At 58.3% G+C, this 14,603-nt stretch carries 14 protein-coding genes; 9 read left to right on the forward strand and 5 right to left on the reverse strand.

The annotated features are described in order from the left end of the window. The first annotated feature begins 20 nt into the window (after positions 1-20). Complete coding sequence (locus ACFO6X_RS08540) at positions 21-572, forward strand: MarR family winged helix-turn-helix transcriptional regulator (protein WP_382432021.1); 552 nt, start codon at positions 21-23, stop codon at positions 570-572. A gap of 18 nt (positions 573-590) precedes the next feature. Here ACFO6X_RS08540 and mnmE read toward each other — a convergent pair whose 3' ends face one another. From mnmE to rpmH, 5 genes are all read right to left on the reverse strand, one after another. Further along, positions 591-2,003 carry a tRNA uridine-5-carboxymethylaminomethyl(34) synthesis GTPase MnmE gene (gene mnmE / locus ACFO6X_RS08545; protein ID WP_382432023.1) on the reverse strand — a complete coding sequence of 471 codons (1,413 nt, stop codon included), beginning with the start codon at positions 2,001-2,003 and terminating at the stop codon, positions 591-593. 83 nt (positions 2,004-2,086) lie between these two features. After that, the gene (yidC, locus tag ACFO6X_RS08550) at positions 2,087-3,781 is read right to left on the reverse strand and encodes a membrane protein insertase YidC (RefSeq protein WP_382432025.1); all 1,695 of its coding nucleotides are present in this window, start codon (positions 3,779-3,781) and stop codon (positions 2,087-2,089) included. Next, a complete protein-coding gene (gene yidD / locus ACFO6X_RS08555) occupies positions 3,778-4,071 on the reverse strand; it encodes a membrane protein insertion efficiency factor YidD (RefSeq protein WP_382432027.1) in 294 nt (97 codons plus the stop codon). Before yidD ends, yidC begins: the two co-directional genes overlap by 4 nt. Then, positions 4,068-4,532: a ribonuclease P protein component gene (locus tag ACFO6X_RS08560; RefSeq protein ID WP_382432029.1), complete on the reverse strand. Its 465-nt coding sequence runs from the start codon at positions 4,530-4,532 to the stop codon at positions 4,068-4,070. The genes yidD and ACFO6X_RS08560 overlap by 4 nt, the downstream gene beginning before the upstream one ends. 61 nt (positions 4,533-4,593) lie before the next feature. After that, positions 4,594-4,728, reverse strand: a complete 135-nt coding sequence (rpmH, locus tag ACFO6X_RS08565) for a 50S ribosomal protein L34 (RefSeq protein ID WP_005798102.1) — start codon at positions 4,726-4,728, stop codon at positions 4,594-4,596. Positions 4,729-4,979: 251 nt separating this feature from the next. Between rpmH and dnaA the strand changes: the two genes are divergently transcribed. The 8 genes from dnaA to ACFO6X_RS08605 all read left to right on the forward strand — a co-directional run bounded on the left by dnaA (position 4,980) and on the right by ACFO6X_RS08605 (position 14,304). Continuing rightward, positions 4,980-6,434, forward strand: coding sequence for a chromosomal replication initiator protein DnaA (gene dnaA, locus ACFO6X_RS08570; protein WP_382432036.1), 1,455 nt, complete (start codon positions 4,980-4,982; stop codon positions 6,432-6,434). 134 nt (positions 6,435-6,568) lie between these two features. After that, complete coding sequence (gene dnaN / locus ACFO6X_RS08575) at positions 6,569-7,675, forward strand: DNA polymerase III subunit beta (RefSeq protein WP_382432038.1); 1,107 nt, start codon at positions 6,569-6,571, stop codon at positions 7,673-7,675. Positions 7,676-7,805: 130 nt separating this feature from the next. After that, complete coding sequence (gyrB, locus tag ACFO6X_RS08580) at positions 7,806-10,424, forward strand: DNA topoisomerase (ATP-hydrolyzing) subunit B (RefSeq protein WP_382432040.1); 2,619 nt, start codon at positions 7,806-7,808, stop codon at positions 10,422-10,424. 207 nt (positions 10,425-10,631) lie between these two features. After that, complete coding sequence (locus tag ACFO6X_RS08585; protein ID WP_382432042.1) at positions 10,632-11,024, forward strand: HIT family protein; 393 nt, start codon at positions 10,632-10,634, stop codon at positions 11,022-11,024. A 62-nt stretch (positions 11,025-11,086) separates the two neighbouring features. After that, positions 11,087-12,079 carry an HNH endonuclease gene (locus tag ACFO6X_RS08590; RefSeq protein WP_382432044.1) on the forward strand — a complete coding sequence of 331 codons (993 nt, stop codon included), beginning with the start codon at positions 11,087-11,089 and terminating at the stop codon, positions 12,077-12,079. 323 nt (positions 12,080-12,402) lie between these two features. Continuing rightward, on the forward strand, positions 12,403-13,248 hold the full coding sequence (locus ACFO6X_RS08595) for a metallophosphoesterase (protein WP_382432046.1): 846 nt from the start codon (positions 12,403-12,405) through the stop codon (positions 13,246-13,248). 39 nt (positions 13,249-13,287) lie between these two features. Further along, entirely contained in the window at positions 13,288-13,713 is a 426-nt protein-coding gene (locus ACFO6X_RS08600) for a universal stress protein (RefSeq protein WP_382432048.1), read from the forward strand. 75 nt (positions 13,714-13,788) lie between these two features. Beyond that, positions 13,789-14,304 carry a C40 family peptidase gene (locus ACFO6X_RS08605; protein WP_382432050.1) on the forward strand — a complete coding sequence of 172 codons (516 nt, stop codon included), beginning with the start codon at positions 13,789-13,791 and terminating at the stop codon, positions 14,302-14,304. Positions 14,305-14,603 lie beyond the last annotated feature (299 nt).

Genomic DNA, 14,603 nt, shown 5'->3' on the forward strand with positions numbered 1-14,603 from the left:
CAAAAATAGGAAATTTTTTCATGGGAAACCCTGATACAAGAGAAATAGTTCAGATGGATTTAGCCAATCGCATCTTCTTCCGGTTGTATCAATGTGCCAATATGTTGCACAAAACTGGCACCCGGGCCGTAGAGGAGCAGGGGCTAACTACCCAGCAATGGGCGGTGCTGGGCGCGCTGTCGAGGCCCGAAGCGCAGGACGGTATGAGCGTGGGAGATCTGGCCCGTTACCTGATGGTGAGCCGACAAAACCTCTCGGGGCTGCTCAGCCGCATGGAGCGCGATGGCCATCTGGCCAATGCCCCCGATGGCCGAGACCGGCGCTCACGGCGCATTACGATGACGGCATCGGGGCGGCATGTCTGGCTGCATGAGGCTCAGCCCAATATCCGGCGCTATTACGCACAGGCGCTGGCCGATTTTTCGGTGGGGGACATGGCACACACCCTGCATTACCTGCTCAAGCTGCTAGACAACATGCAGCGGCTCGATCAGGAAGGGGCACCATCCGCTGAAGAGGACGGTGCACTAGGAGAGGCAGAGGTGGCCTCCCCCCCGCACACGCACGGCTAAACAGCCGTTGGATGCTGTTTATTTGCCAATACAGAAGCTGGAAAAGATCACCCCCAACAAATCGTCGGAGGTGAACTCGCCCGTGATGGCGCTGAGGCCGTTTTGCGCTAACCGCAGCTCTTCCGCCAGCAGGTCTAGCGCGGGGCTGTGGCCTTGCAGTTGCTGCGCGGCGGTATCCAGATGCTCTTGCACACTGTGCAGCGCCTGCACATGGCGGGCGCGGGCAATAAACAAGCCCTCGGCCGCCGTTTGCCAGCCCGCCAGGGCTAGCAATTGCTGGCGCAGGGCGTCCAGACCGGCCCCCGTGCGGGCCGAGAGCAAGATGCCAGTGCCCGGCAAGGGTTGTCCGGGAGGGGGGCAATCGCTCTTGTTCCACAAATCAAGCACGGGCACTTGGGCTGGTAAGCTGGCGCGCATGGTTTGGGCAATGGCCGCATCGGCAGCTTGGTAATCGGGCAGGTGGGTGCGGGTCAGGTCGTGTAAGAACAGCACCGCATCAGCATTGGCAATTTCGCTCCAAGCCCGTTCAATGCCGATGCGTTCCACCTCGTCGGTGCTGTCACGCAGCCCAGCGGTGTCGATGATGTGCAGCGGCACACCTTCAATCTGAATGGTTTGCTGCACCTTGTCGCGGGTGGTGCCCGCAATCGGCGTAACGATAGCCAATTCGGCCCCGGCCAACGCATTGAGCAGTGAACTCTTGCCTGCATTGGGCTGGCCAGCAATCACCACCTTGATGCCTTCGCGCAGCAGCACGCCTTGCTGGGCGCGTTGCAGCACCCCCGTCAGTGTCTGGCGCAGGTGCGCCAGCTGCCCCTCGGCATCGGCCTGGCGCAAAAAGTCGATTTCTTCCTCTGGAAAATCCAGCGTGGCCTCTACCAACATGCGCAGGTGAATCAGCGCATCGCGCAGCAAATGGATCTGCTGCGAAAACGCCCCAGAGAGCGAGCGGCTGGCGCTGCGCGCGGCGGCCTCGGTGCTGGCATCAATCAAGTCAGCAATGGCTTCGGCCTGGGCCAGATCAATTTTGTCGTTCAAAAAGGCACGCTCAGTGAACTCGCCCGGCTGGGCCAGCCGCAGCCCCGGCAACAGGGGCTGACCGCTGCTGGCGTGGGGGGTTTGTGCCGCCTCCAAGCAGCGGGCCAAGAGCAGTTGCAGCACCACCGGGCCGCCGTGGGCTTGCAGCTCCAGCACATCCTCGCCGGTGTAGCTGTGTGGGCCGGGAAAGTACAGGGCCAGACCTTGGTCAATGGCTTGGCCTTGGGCATCACGAAAGGGCAGGTAGGTGGCCTCGCGTGGTTGGAGGGAGCGGCCACACAGCAAATGCACCAGTGGCTCCAGCCCCTTACCCGAAACCCGCACGATGCCCACGGCCCCCCGACCTGGAGCAGTGGCAATGGCAGCAATGGGATCGTGGTGGCGGGACAGCATGGTGAAATCGGCTTCCAAAAGGATGCAGTGTGGCGGAAAAAAGGCCGCTTGCGCGGCCTTTGCTGGGACTGTGGTTCAGGCGTTTACTTGAACTTGGGCAGATTGAACTGCGGTGGCACGCCCATGCGGGTATTGATGAGCCACTGCTGGGCAATGGACAGCACGTTGTTGGTCAACCAATACAAGACCAAACCGGCAGGGAAGAAGAAGAACATCACGCTGAAAACCAGCGGCATGATCCACATCATCTTGGCTTGGATAGGGTCTGGCGGTGCGGGGTTGAGCGCCGTCTGCAACAACGAGCTCAAAGTCATCAACAGCGGCAGGATGAACAGTGGGTCGGGTGTGGATAAGTCGTGAATCCAGCCAATCCACGGTGCGTTGCGCATTTCTACGCTCGACAACAGCACCCAGTACAGCGCAATAAACACCGGGATCTGGATCATGATGGGGAAGCAGCCGCCCATCGGGTTGACCTTTTCTTCACGGTAAATGCGCATCATCTCTTGCTGCATTTGCTGCGGGCTGTCTTTGAGGCGCTCACGCATCTCCATGATGCGTGGGTTGATGGCCTTCATTTTGGCCATGCTGGCATAGGCCTTGGCATTGAGCCAATAAAACGCAATCTTGAGCAGCAGCACCAAGCCCACAATGGCCCAGCCCCAATTGCCCAGCAAGCGGTGCAATTGGTCTAACAACCAATACAGCGGTTTGGCCAAGATGGTCAGCCACCCATAGTCTTTGACCAACTCCAGCCCTGGGGTAAGGGCTTCCAAGGTTTTCTCGATTTGTGGGCCTGCAAACAACTGTGCTTCCAGGGTTTTGCTGGCACCGGGAGCAATGCTGCCCAAGGCCGTGATCATGCCCACCGAATACAGGTTGGTATCGACCTTGCGCATGAACATCTCGCGGCGCGCGCCCTCGGGGAGCAGCCAGGCACTGGCAAAGTAATGCTGCACCATGGCGACATAGCCATCGCTGCTTTCTTTGGCGTGTTCGGCTTGGTTCTTGGCGATGTCCTCGAATTCAACCTTTTGGTACTTCTTGTCTTGGGTAAAGATGGCCGGGCCAGTAAAGGTTGAGTAGAACGAGGACTCTCCGGGCGGCTTGTTGCCATCACGCACCAATTGCAGATAAAGCTGGGGAGACAGTGGCGTGGTGCCACTGTTGCGCACTTCGTGCGTGACAGCGATATCGTAGGCGCCACGCTTGAGCGTCCAGGTCTTGACCAATTGCAGGCCGCCCAGATTAGGCGACTCAAAGCGGATACGCAACTCGTTCTCGCCCTCTTGCAAGGTACGGGGGCCAGGCACGGCCACCATGGGGGTCTTGTGGGTGGCAAAGTCGCCACCAATCAGCCCGGTTTGGGCCACATAGACGCGCTGGGGGCTCTCGTCAAACAACACAAAGTTGCGTGTCCGGTCTGCCATATCGGCGTGTTGCAGCAGTTCGGCATGGATCAGGGTGCCACCTTCGCTGTCGAAAGCGAGTCGGAACACGTCTGTGCTGACTTCTAGTCGTTCGCGGGGCTTGGGTGCCGGTGCAGCCTGCCCTGGCACTGCCGCCATGCCTGCCGCCGCACTGGTGCCAGTGGCAGTGGGAACGCTGGACGGGCTGGCACTGGCTGGTGGGGTGTTGCTAGCGACTACCTGGCTGCTGGTGGGCGGCGTGGGGAAGAAGGTGGCCTGTTTACCGTTGTGCACCTGCCACTTGTCCCACAACAGGACTATGGAAAAGCCAAATATCACCCACAAAATGGTACGGCGGATGTCGTTCATGGAGACTTTTTTGGAGAGGAGGAAGAAGTGGCCGGTGCGATCAGCCGTGAAAACAACCGGGTGGCGCGCGGGGGCTCCGCCGGAACGGGGTCGTGGCCGCCATCACACCAAGGATGGCAGCGCACCAAACGCCTGACGGTGAGCCAGGTGCCCGCCGCCGCCCCATGCTGCTGTAGTGCTTGCAGTGAATAGGCCGAGCAGGTTGGTTCAAAACGGCAGGCAGAACCCAGCCACGGACTCAGCAACAGCCGATAGCCCTTGACCAGTCCAATCAGCAGGCGCTGCATCATGGTTGTGTCCGTGCCGTGGGGGCCACGCCACCGTGACCACTGTGGCGCACAGCGCGTGCAAACAATTGCACCAGCTCGGCCCGCACCGCCTGCTTGAGCAGCTCAGATTGGGCACTGATGAATTGCTGGCGATCAAATGCCGCCCGTAGCCGCACCACATAGGCCGCCGATGGCAAACCGGCCACCCCAGCGTGGATAGCCACGTTGTAGATTTGCCGCTTGATGGCGTTGCGGGTCACGGCCCTGCGCGCCCACCGTTTGGGCACCATGGCACCCAACCAAGGTTCGGCCACGGGAAAAAGGGCCTGTGCATTGTTCACAGGCCCAGAGGGTGCGCTGGACACGACAGACCCCGCATTTGCAGGCAGCACCAAGCAATGCAATGCGAAATGGGGGGTGCGCGCTATGGTGCCACCGGCCAAGGCCGCTTGGAACTGGGCGCGCGTTTTTAGCCGCTGCACGGAAACACCCCGCCTAGGCGCCTGCCGACGCTCACTGGGGAGCGATCCAAGATCTGGCGGATCAGACAGCCAGGCGCTTGCGGCCCTTGGCGCGGCGGGCGTTGATGACGGCGCGGCCACCGCGGGTCTTCATGCGCACCAGAAAACCGTGGGTGCGGGCGCGGCGGGTCTTGGAGGGCTGATAAGTACGTTTCATGAGGGGCTCCTTGAGGGTTCAGTCCGCCACCCAAGAGCATTTTGCGCAGTCTGTGGGCCGGGGCGGTGGGGGTGATTGCCCTGAAACACATTCAGGGAAACCGTAAATTATCGCAGGCTTATGCGCCATAAGCAATGAGCCCCCCGCCTTTGACATAGCAATCGGTGGTCATCAAAATTGTGGATAACCTTGGGATAAGCTAGAATTTGACGCCCAGTTTGTTCCTCCTATCCACAAAAAATGGCTCCAAAATGACAGAGGAACCCCATCGCAACGCCACTCGGCGGGCAGATGCTGATGCCGGTCAGGCACTGTGGCAATCCTGCCTAGAGCAGCTGGCCCAAGATTTGCCAGTGCAGCAGTTCAACACCTGGATTCGCCCTATCGTCGCCCAAGTCTCGGCCGACTTTTCCCGCATTACCTTGTACGTTGCCAACCGCTTTACGCTGGATTGGGTGCGTGCCCAATATGCCGGTCGTATTGCTGCCTTGCTGCAAAATTTGCAGGGCGACCAGCCCATCACACTAGAGCTGGCACTGGCACAACGCGCCCCAGCCGTGCGCCGGGCCGCCCCAGCGCCACCCGCAGCAGCAGCCCCCACCAACCCCGCCCATGCGGGAGCAGCCGTGGCCGAAGCGGCCTTGCCCCCGCCCGTGGCATCAGAAGACAGCGCCCGTGCGGTGCTGCGCAACCGGCTCAATGCCGCCCTGACGTTTGACACCTTGATTGAAGGCACCGCCAACCGCATGGCCCGTGCCGCTGCACTGCATGTGGCCAGCATGCCAGGCCAGCATTACAACCCGCTGTTTATCTATGGTGGCGTGGGCTTGGGCAAAACCCATCTGATGAACGCCGTGGGCAACCGGCTGCTGGCCGACCGGCCCGAGGCCCGGGTGCTCTATATCCATGCGGAGCAATTTGTTTCAGACGTGGTCAAGGCGTATCAACGCAAAACCTTTGAAGACTTCAAAGACCGCTACCACTCGCTCGATCTGCTGTTGATTGACGATGTGCAATTCTTTGCCAACAAAGACCGCACGCAAGAAGAGTTCTTCAACGCCTTTGAAGCACTGCTGGCTAAAAAGAGCCACATCGTCATGACCAGCGACACCTACCCCAAAGGGTTGGCCGACATCCACGCCCGGCTGGTGTCGCGCTTTGATTCGGGACTCACCGTAGCCATGGAGCCCCCTGAGCTAGAAATGCGCGTGGCGATCCTGATCAACAAGGCACGCGCCGAAGGCACCGAGATGGCCGAGGAGGTAGCCTTCTTTGTGGCTAAAAATGTGCGCTCCAATGTGCGTGAGTTGGAAGGGGCATTGCGCAAAGTCATGGCCTATGCACGCTTCAACCGCAAAGAAATTTCTATCCAGTTGGCCCGCGAAGCCTTGCGCGATTTGCTCTCGATCCAAAACCGCCAGATCAGTGTGGACAACATCCAAAAAACGGTGGCTGATTTTTACAAAATCAAAATGGCCGACATGTACAGCAAAAAGCGCCCCGCCAGCATTGCACGGCCCCGCCAGATTGCCATGTACCTGGCCAAGGAACTAACACAAAAAAGCCTGCCCGAAATTGGTGAACTCTTTGGAGGCCGCGACCACACCACGGTGCTGCACGCCGTGCGCAAAATTGGTGCCGAGCGCCAACAAGTCACAGAGCTGAACCAGCAGCTGCATGTGCTAGAGCAGACCCTCAAGGGTTGAACAGCGCCAGTGGCAGGTTTGTTACTGCTGCGCCCGATACAAGCGGGCAAAATGGCAGGTTTTGGTATCTGGCATCCATCCCAACTGGATGGGTTTTGCAGACATATCCACAAGAATATCCACAAGAGGTTGACATGATCGTTTTGAAGGCTCCCCAGGACAAACTGCTGGCAGTGTTGCAGTCGGTGGCTGGCATTGTTGAGCGGCGCCACACCCTGCCCATTCTGGCCAATGTGCTGCTGCGCAAGACGGGCAACGCTTTGCAGTTAACCACCAGCGATCTGGAAATCCAAATCCGCACCACCGCCGAACTCGGTGGCGACACGGGGGACTTTGCCACCACTGTCAATGCACGCAAGCTGATTGACATTCTGCGTACCATGCCTGGCGACCAGACCGTAGCGATAGAAAACAGCCAAAACAAGCTGGTGCTCAAGGGTGGCAAAAGCCGCTTTACCTTGCAAACTTTGCCTGCCGAAGATTTTCCGGTCGTGCAGGAGGCCACCAGCTTTGGCCCCACCTTCAGCGTGCCCCAAAAGACACTCAAAAGCCTGCTGGGGCAAGTGGCGTTTGCAATGGCTGTGCAAGACATTCGCTACTACCTGAACGGCATTTTGTTTGTGGCCGAAGGGCGCCAGCTCAGTCTGGTGGCTACCGATGGGCACCGCTTGGCCTTTGCCAGCGCCACGCTGGATGTGGAAGTGCCCAAACAAGAGGTGATTCTGCCGCGCAAGACAGTGATTGAACTACAGCGCCTGCTCAGCGACACCGACACCGCCTTGCAGATGTGCTTTGCCCACAACCAAGCCAAATTTGGTTTTGGCGCGATGGAGTTTGTCACCAAACTGGTGGAGGGCAAGTTCCCGGATTACAACCGCGTGATTCCGCGCAATCACAAAAATGAAGTCACGCTGGGCCGCGCACCGCTGCTGGCTTGTCTGCAACGCACCGCCATCATGACGAGCGAGAAGTTCAAAGGCGTTCGCCTGAACCTGGAGCCGGGAATGCTGCGGGTAGCCAGCAACAATGCCGAGCAAGAAGAAGCGGTGGACGAACTCGACATCGACTACGCTGGCGACAGCATTGAGATCGGCTTCAATGTGACCTACCTGATCGACGCCCTGACCAGCATGGGCCAAGACATGGTGAAGGTGCAGTTGCAAGACGGCAACAGCTCGGCGCTGCTGACGATTCCCGACAACGACAGCTTCAAGTATGTGGTGATGCCTATGCGCATCTAAGGCTGCTACGGTCTTTGGATCGATTTTTTCTTGTTCTTGGCCGCCAGCACGCGTTTGCATTGCGCTGGCGGCATTTTGATTTTTACCATTTCGCCCCCCCGTTTTCTCCCGCATTGCCAAGGCTGACCCCATGACCGCTGAACACTCCCTGCCCGAAGACAACGGCAACACCACCCCCGCCGTCTCCAAGATCGACGCCCACCAGGCAGGGGCCAGCGAGGGCTACGGTGAAGGGGCGATTACGATTTTGGAAGGGCTGGAGGCGGTGCGCAAGCGCCCCGGCATGTACATTGGTGACACCTCCGATGGCACGGGCCTGCACCATCTGGTGTTTGAGGTCGTAGACAACTCGATTGACGAGGCACTGGCTGGGCACTGCGATGACATCGTCGTTACCATCCATACCGACAACTCGATCAGCGTGACAGACAATGGCCGGGGCATTCCCACCGGCGTCAAGATGGATGACAAGCACGAACCCAAGCGCAGTGCTGCCGAAATCGCCCTGACCGAACTGCACGCTGGTGGCAAGTTCAACCAAAACAGCTACAAGGTCTCGGGAGGCCTGCACGGTGTGGGGGTCAGTTGCGTCAATGCCCTGAGCAAAAAACTGCGCCTGACCGTGCGCCGCGAGGGCAAGGTGCATGTGCTGGAGTTCAGCAAAGGGGTGGTGCAACACCGCCTGACCCACAGCGTAGACGGGGTGGAGGTTTCGCCAATGAAAGTGGTGGGTGACACCGACCATCGCGGCACCGAAGTGCATTTTTTGCCCGATACCGACATCTTCAAAGAGAACAACGAGTTCCACTACGAGATTTTGGCCAAACGTTTGCGCGAGCTCTCGTTTTTGAACAATGGCGTGCGTATCCGCCTCAAGGATGAGCGCAGCGGCAAAGAGGATGATTTTTCGGGAGCAGGCGGCGTGCGCGGCTTTGTCGAATTCATCAACAAGGGCAAAACGGTATTGCACCCCACATCGTTCTACGCGGCCGGTGAGCGCCCTGCCGAAAGTTATGGCGGCATTCCTGGCACGCACATTGGCGTGGAAGTGGCCATGCAGTGGAACAGCAGCTACAGCGAGCAGGTGCTGTGCTTTACCAACAACATTCCGCAACGCGATGGCGGCACCCACCTGACCGGCCTGCGCGCGGCCATGACGCGGGTCATCAACAAATACATTGAAGAGAATGATCTGGCTAAAAAGGCCAAGGTCGAAGTGACGGGCGACGACATGCGCGAAGGGCTGTGCTGCGTGTTGTCGGTCAAGGTGCCTGAACCCAAGTTCAGCAGCCAAACCAAAGACAAGTTGGTCTCGAGCGAAGTGCGTGCGCCAGTAGAAGACATTGTGGGCCGCCTGCTAACCGACTATTTGCAAGAGCGCCCCGCCGATGCCAAGATCATCTGCGGCAAGATCGTTGAGGCCGCCCGCGCCCGTGAAGCCGCTCGCAAAGCCCGCGAGATGACGCGCCGCAAGGGGGTGCTGGACGGCATGGGCCTGCCCGGCAAACTGGCCGACTGCCAAGAAAAAGACCCCAGCCTGTGCGAAATCTACATCGTGGAGGGCGACTCGGCGGGCGGCTCGGCCAAGCAAGGCCGCGACCGCAAGTTCCAAGCCATTTTGCCGTTGCGCGGCAAAATCTTGAACGTCGAAAAGGCCCGCTATGAAAAACTGCTGTCGAGCCAAGAAATCCTCACGCTAATTACCGCGCTGGGCACCGGCATTGGCAAGGCCACCACCGAAGGCATGGAGGGCAGCAAGGCAGGGGCTGACGACTTCAATATCGATAAGCTGCGTTACCACCGCATCATCATCATGACCGACGCGGACGTGGACGGTGCGCACATCCGTACCCTGCTGCTGACCTTTTTCTACCGCCAAATGCCAGAGCTGGTCGAGCGCGGCCATATCTACATTGCCCAGCCGCCACTGTACAAAGTCAAGGCGGGCAAAGAAGAGTTGTATCTGAAGGACGCTGCGGCGCTGGACGGCTTTTTGCTGCGCATCGCACTCAAAGATGCCAGCGTGACCACCGGCGGAGCCACGCCCCAAACCTTGAGTGGCGACACCTTGGCCGAGCTGGCCCGCCAGCACCAAGTGGCCGAAGCGGTGATTGCCCGCCTGTCGGGCTTTATGGATGCTGAAGCCCTGCGCGCCGTGGCCGATGGCGTGGCGCTGAACTTGGACAACTTGGCCGAGGCCGAAGTCAGCGCCGCTGCACTAGAGGCCAAGCTGCGCGAACTCAATACGTCGGGCACCCCGGCCACGGTGGCAGGGGAGTTTGATGCCCGCACGGACAAACCCCTGCTGCGCATCAGCCGCCAGCACCACGGCAACGTGAAAAGCAGCGTTATTACGCAAGATTTTGTGCTGGGAGCCGACTATGCGGCGCTGGCCGAGGCGGCAGCTACCTTCCGGGGGCTGCTGGGCGAAGGCGCCAAGGTTTTGCGTGGCGAGGGTGAGCGCCAAAAAGAAGAAAAGGTGGCCGATTTCCGCCAAGCCATGCGCTGGTTGATCTCGGAGGCAGAACGCACCACAGCACGCCAACGCTACAAAGGCTTGGGTGAGATGAACCCCGCGCAGCTGTGGGAAACCACAATGGACCCACAGGTACGCCGCCTGTTGCGGGTGCAAATCGAAGACGCCATTGAGGCCGATCGTGTGTTTACCATGCTGATGGGCGATGAGGTGGAGCCGCGCCGTGACTTTATCGAAACCAATGCGCTGCGGGCGGGCAACATTGACGTTTGAGTGTGTATGTAGATGAACCCATAAGCTGAGAAAAAGGCTCCCATAAGTTGAGAAAACTATGGGTGTCTGTTCTTTGATAGTGTGGCGTTTATTCCAGTTTCGTGAATCGCCAGATTCGTACATGCTCAACGGGGATGTGTCCAAGTACCTTCATTCGGAGCCGTTGGATTACCATGCTTCCTTTCGCCAATTGATTGGCTGAAACCCATGAGCGAGAAAATCTGCCCCTTTTGCACCTTGCCAGCAACGCGCATTGTTCAACAAAACGAGCACGCTGTTTGGTTAATGGATGGTTTTCCGGTGTCGCCAGGACACAGCCTCGTCATCCCCAAGCGACATGTAGGCTCGTTTTTCGAAGTAAGCCCGGATGAAAGGACTGCGCTGTTTGAGCTCCTAGAACAGGCAAAACAATCGGTGGAGGCTGAGCTCCACCCAGACGGATTCAACATCGGCATCAATGATGGCCCTGCGGCTGGCCAAACAGTTCCACATCTGCACATTCACCTGATTCCACGCTACCTTGGTGACCTTGCTGACCCCCGAGGGGGTGTTCGCTGGGTTATTGCGGACAAGGCGAATTACTGGAGCACCAAGGTTTGAGCACCCTCATACCGCCGCCTTCGGCCGATGTGCAATTGGGCTTTCTCGCAAAGTTGCAACGCTTGTTTGCCGAGGGTGATTTCACTGCGACCTACAAGTTTGCCCTTCTGACATCCTTAGCTGACCTGGCTCTACAACGCGGCCATGATGACGGACGTGAACTGGTACTGAGCATCAGAGACATTGCGGACAGATTTGTTGAACTCTATTGGCGCCATGCCACACCCTATGGCACAGACAGACCTGATACCCAGCCAGACACCTTGGTGCAGAACATGGGGGCGCAGGCTGCGGTCATCTCAGCCATCGTAGAGTTTCGCAGGCTTCACCGAGTAACTCACCTCACCAAAGCTAAGGTACTGGATAGTTTTTCAGGTCTCATCAGCCAAGTGGCAACGGTAGTTGCCGCCCAACCGCTGAACTATCTGCAAAACTTCGGTGGTGGTACCGACCCATTTTTGTACGAACGGGCTGGGCGAGGCCTGATACGGCTGAAGCCGGGCGTGACTTATTGTTTGCGTCGCTTTTACCCATTCATTCAGCAGCTGTGCCGCAGCCACTGGGTGGGGCACATCAAATCTAACCGTCGCAATCACCCCATTCTGGGCCGTGCTGATGACTTAGAAGACTTTCTGTTTTCTACGGCACGACAGTCTCTGACTGCTCTGGGCAATGAACTGCGCAAGCTTGACGGTTTACGCTGCTTCTATTGCGGCGAGGGTCTCAAAGAAGCCGATGTAGACCACTTTGTACCCTTTTCTCTTTACCCGCGCGACATGGCGGCTAACTTTGTCTTAGCGCATCCAAGCTGCAACAGAAGCAAATCGGACACCTTGGCTGCCAAGCCCCATCTGGAACGCTGGCTGGAACGAATCGACCTCAAGCAAGACCAACTGGCCGAAATTGGGAGCTTGACGGGCATCATGGGAGATCGTGACACCCTTAGTAAAGTGGCCGGATGGGCGTACAGCAATGCCGCAGACTGCCACGCGCGCGCTTGGGTGTCTCCGACCTGCTACGAAACTATCGACACAAGTTACGTGAGGTTGTTTTAACCAATTTAGCTTTAGGAGTTGCATGAATCGCCCCAGGTTCGGTAGATTTTGATGGTCGGGCCTTGGAGATGATGAACCCGTGAATCACTTACCATGTAGGCGTAGATTGTTTTCGGTTGCAGGTGGCACTATGGAGAGCCGCTGAATTTTGTCTGTTTCGATAGCTGCTCAGGCCCCTGAGAAAGCATTTCTTACCTTATGGGTTCATTTCTCTCACTTCATGAGTCACTGTCCGCGCTAACCCATGGATCTGTAGGTATTCAGTTTCTCGCTTTTTGTGACTACCTACAGGCTGCTTCTGCACCCCACCATGAAGTGCTGCAATGAAAATTCAACTGTTGTCCGATCTGCACCTGGAGGTGCATCCGCACTGGGTGCCCGAGCCTGCGCCGGGGGCAGAGGTGCTGGTGCTGGCGGGCGATGTAGGCTCATACCAACACGGCTCGCTGCTGGCCGATGAAGATTTTGGGTTGGCACGCTTTTCACCACTGCCACAGTTTGCGGGCTGGCCCACTCCAGTGGTGTTGGTGCCGGGCAACCACGAATACGATGGTCAGGATTTTGATGCAGCCCAAGAACGCCTGCGCCGCACCTGCGAGCGACTAGGGCTGATCTGGCTGGAGCGCCAAACAGCCGTGCTGAATGGGGTGCGCTTTGTGGGCACCACGCTGTGGAGTGATTTTGACGCACTGGCATTGCGCGAGCCCTCCGCCCCTTTGACGCAGCAATTGCGCCAACGCCAAAAAGCGTTCAGTGCAGCCAACTTTTATCTGCGCAAAACAGGCACCACCTGGCGTGGACAACCTTTTTTGGCAGCGCAGGTGCGTGAGCAGGCTTTGCAATGCCAGCAGTGGCTGCAAGCGGCGCTGGCGCAGCCCTTTGCGGGCCCCACAGTGGTGGTAACGCACTTTGCCCCCAGTTTGCGCAGTGCCGACCCACGCTATGGCTTGGTACCGGGCACGGCAGGCTTTTGCAATGCCCTAGACGATTGGTTGCCACAGGCCCAAGCCTGGCTGCACGGGCATCTTCATGCCCCTTGTGACTATGTGGCCCAAGGGGCACGGCCCGATGGGCAGCCTTGGCAATGCCGGGTGGTCGCCAATCCGCTGGGTTATGCCCGTAAAGGTGAGCAGGATACCTTCCAGCCCCAGTATTGCGTCACCGTATGATGGCTGTTACCTTCGCTTTTACTGACAAGGAGCACACTGATGAACATTCTGTTGGCCGTAGATGGCAGCCCCTTCACCAAAAAAATGCTGGCCTATCTGGCCACCCATGAAGAGTTGCTGGGCACCAATCACCACTACACCGCCTTGACGGTGCAGCCGCCATTGCCCGCGCATGCCCGTGCCTCCTTGAGCAAGGAGCTGGTAGAAGAATACTATGAGGACGAGAGCCAGAAGGTGCTCGATCCGGTGGTCAAGTTCATGGCCACCAAGGGTGTGGCGCTACAGACCATCAGCAAGGTCGGCCACATCGCCGAAACCATTGCAGAGGTGGCCTCGCAAGACAAACATTTCGACCTATTGGTGATGGGCTCGCATGGTCATGGCGCTCTGGCCACGTTGGTGATGGGATCGATCACTACCAAGGTACTGGCACAAACCACAGTGCCTGTGCTGATTGTGCGTTGATGGGTAACGGGGTGGTGGCTATGCCAGCCCCTTCTACACTCAAGGATGCAGGCGGTGCAGTGGATACGACATTCAATGACATGGCAAAAATGGGGCCGATGGGGTACCCCCGTGCTGTTGCTGGTGCTGACAGGCTGTAGCTCTGCACCCCCTACGGCGTCTGCACCTGCGGCTATCCACCGTCCAGCCCCACTGCCGGTGGATTCAGGGCGTCTATCGTCAGAGATGGCACACGACATCGCTATTCATGCACTGGGGCTGGTGGGCACACCTTACCGCTATGGTGGCAATACGCCCGATGGCGGTTTTGATTGCAGTGGCCTGATTGGCTATGTCTACCGCGCCCGCACAGCGGCAGCCCCACCGCGCACCGTGGCCCAATTGGCACAGTGGGGCCAGACAGTGCCTCTGGAGCAACGCCGCACGGGCGATTTGGTGCTGTTTGGACGGGGCCGCACCCCCACCCATGCGGGCATTTATGTCGGTGAGGGCCGCTTTGTCCATGCCCCCTCCACCGGAGGACAGGTGCGGCTAGACCATTTGCAATCGCGCTACTGGTCGGCCCAGCAAGTGGCCTTCTTGCGGCCATAAAGCCGCTGTGGCCGCAGGCACACAGCCATTCCCCCAGAGTTTCCCGAAGTATTAACTTCTCGTTACATACAACGGACTAGGAATTATTTGCATAGAATAGCGCCCCAATCGTTTATAGAAAGGCTTTATTTGCTATTTTATGTATAGCAAAAAAGCCGTCTGTGATCCCACCATTCTGCTGTTTGCGATATGGCATGGTGCATGTAGTATCTGGACACGTTGCGCTCTGGGGCAAGCGTGGCCGTATCTGTATGCCCTTGTGTTCAACTGTCCACCAGCCATTGGATCCATGCCAAGGT

Source organism: Giesbergeria sinuosa, from assembly GCF_042652905.1.
In the GTDB taxonomy this organism is placed as follows: Bacteria; Pseudomonadota; Gammaproteobacteria; order Burkholderiales; family Burkholderiaceae_C; genus Simplicispira; species Simplicispira sinuosa.

Excerpts from the sequence above, each read along its gene's own strand:
- ACFO6X_RS08540 (WP_382432021.1), top strand. The coding sequence starts at position 21 with ATGGGAAACCCTGATACAAGAGAAATAGTTCAGATGGATTTAGCCAAT.
- mnmE (WP_382432023.1), bottom strand. The coding sequence starts at position 2,003 with ATGCTGTCCCGCCACCACGATCCCATTGCTGCCATTGCCACTGCTCCA.
- yidC (WP_382432025.1), bottom strand. The coding sequence starts at position 3,781 with ATGAACGACATCCGCCGTACCATTTTGTGGGTGATATTTGGCTTTTCC.
- yidD (WP_382432027.1), bottom strand. The coding sequence starts at position 4,071 with ATGATGCAGCGCCTGCTGATTGGACTGGTCAAGGGCTATCGGCTGTTG.
- rpmH (WP_005798102.1), bottom strand. The coding sequence starts at position 4,728 with ATGAAACGTACTTATCAGCCCTCCAAGACCCGCCGCGCCCGCACCCAC.
- dnaA (WP_382432036.1), top strand. The coding sequence starts at position 4,980 with ATGACAGAGGAACCCCATCGCAACGCCACTCGGCGGGCAGATGCTGAT.
- dnaN (WP_382432038.1), top strand. The coding sequence starts at position 6,569 with ATGATCGTTTTGAAGGCTCCCCAGGACAAACTGCTGGCAGTGTTGCAG.
- gyrB (WP_382432040.1), top strand. The coding sequence starts at position 7,806 with ATGACCGCTGAACACTCCCTGCCCGAAGACAACGGCAACACCACCCCC.
- ACFO6X_RS08585 (WP_382432042.1), top strand. The coding sequence starts at position 10,632 with ATGAGCGAGAAAATCTGCCCCTTTTGCACCTTGCCAGCAACGCGCATT.
- ACFO6X_RS08595 (WP_382432046.1), top strand. The coding sequence starts at position 12,403 with ATGAAAATTCAACTGTTGTCCGATCTGCACCTGGAGGTGCATCCGCAC.
- ACFO6X_RS08600 (WP_382432048.1), top strand. The coding sequence starts at position 13,288 with ATGAACATTCTGTTGGCCGTAGATGGCAGCCCCTTCACCAAAAAAATG.
- ACFO6X_RS08605 (WP_382432050.1), top strand. The coding sequence starts at position 13,789 with ATGACATGGCAAAAATGGGGCCGATGGGGTACCCCCGTGCTGTTGCTG.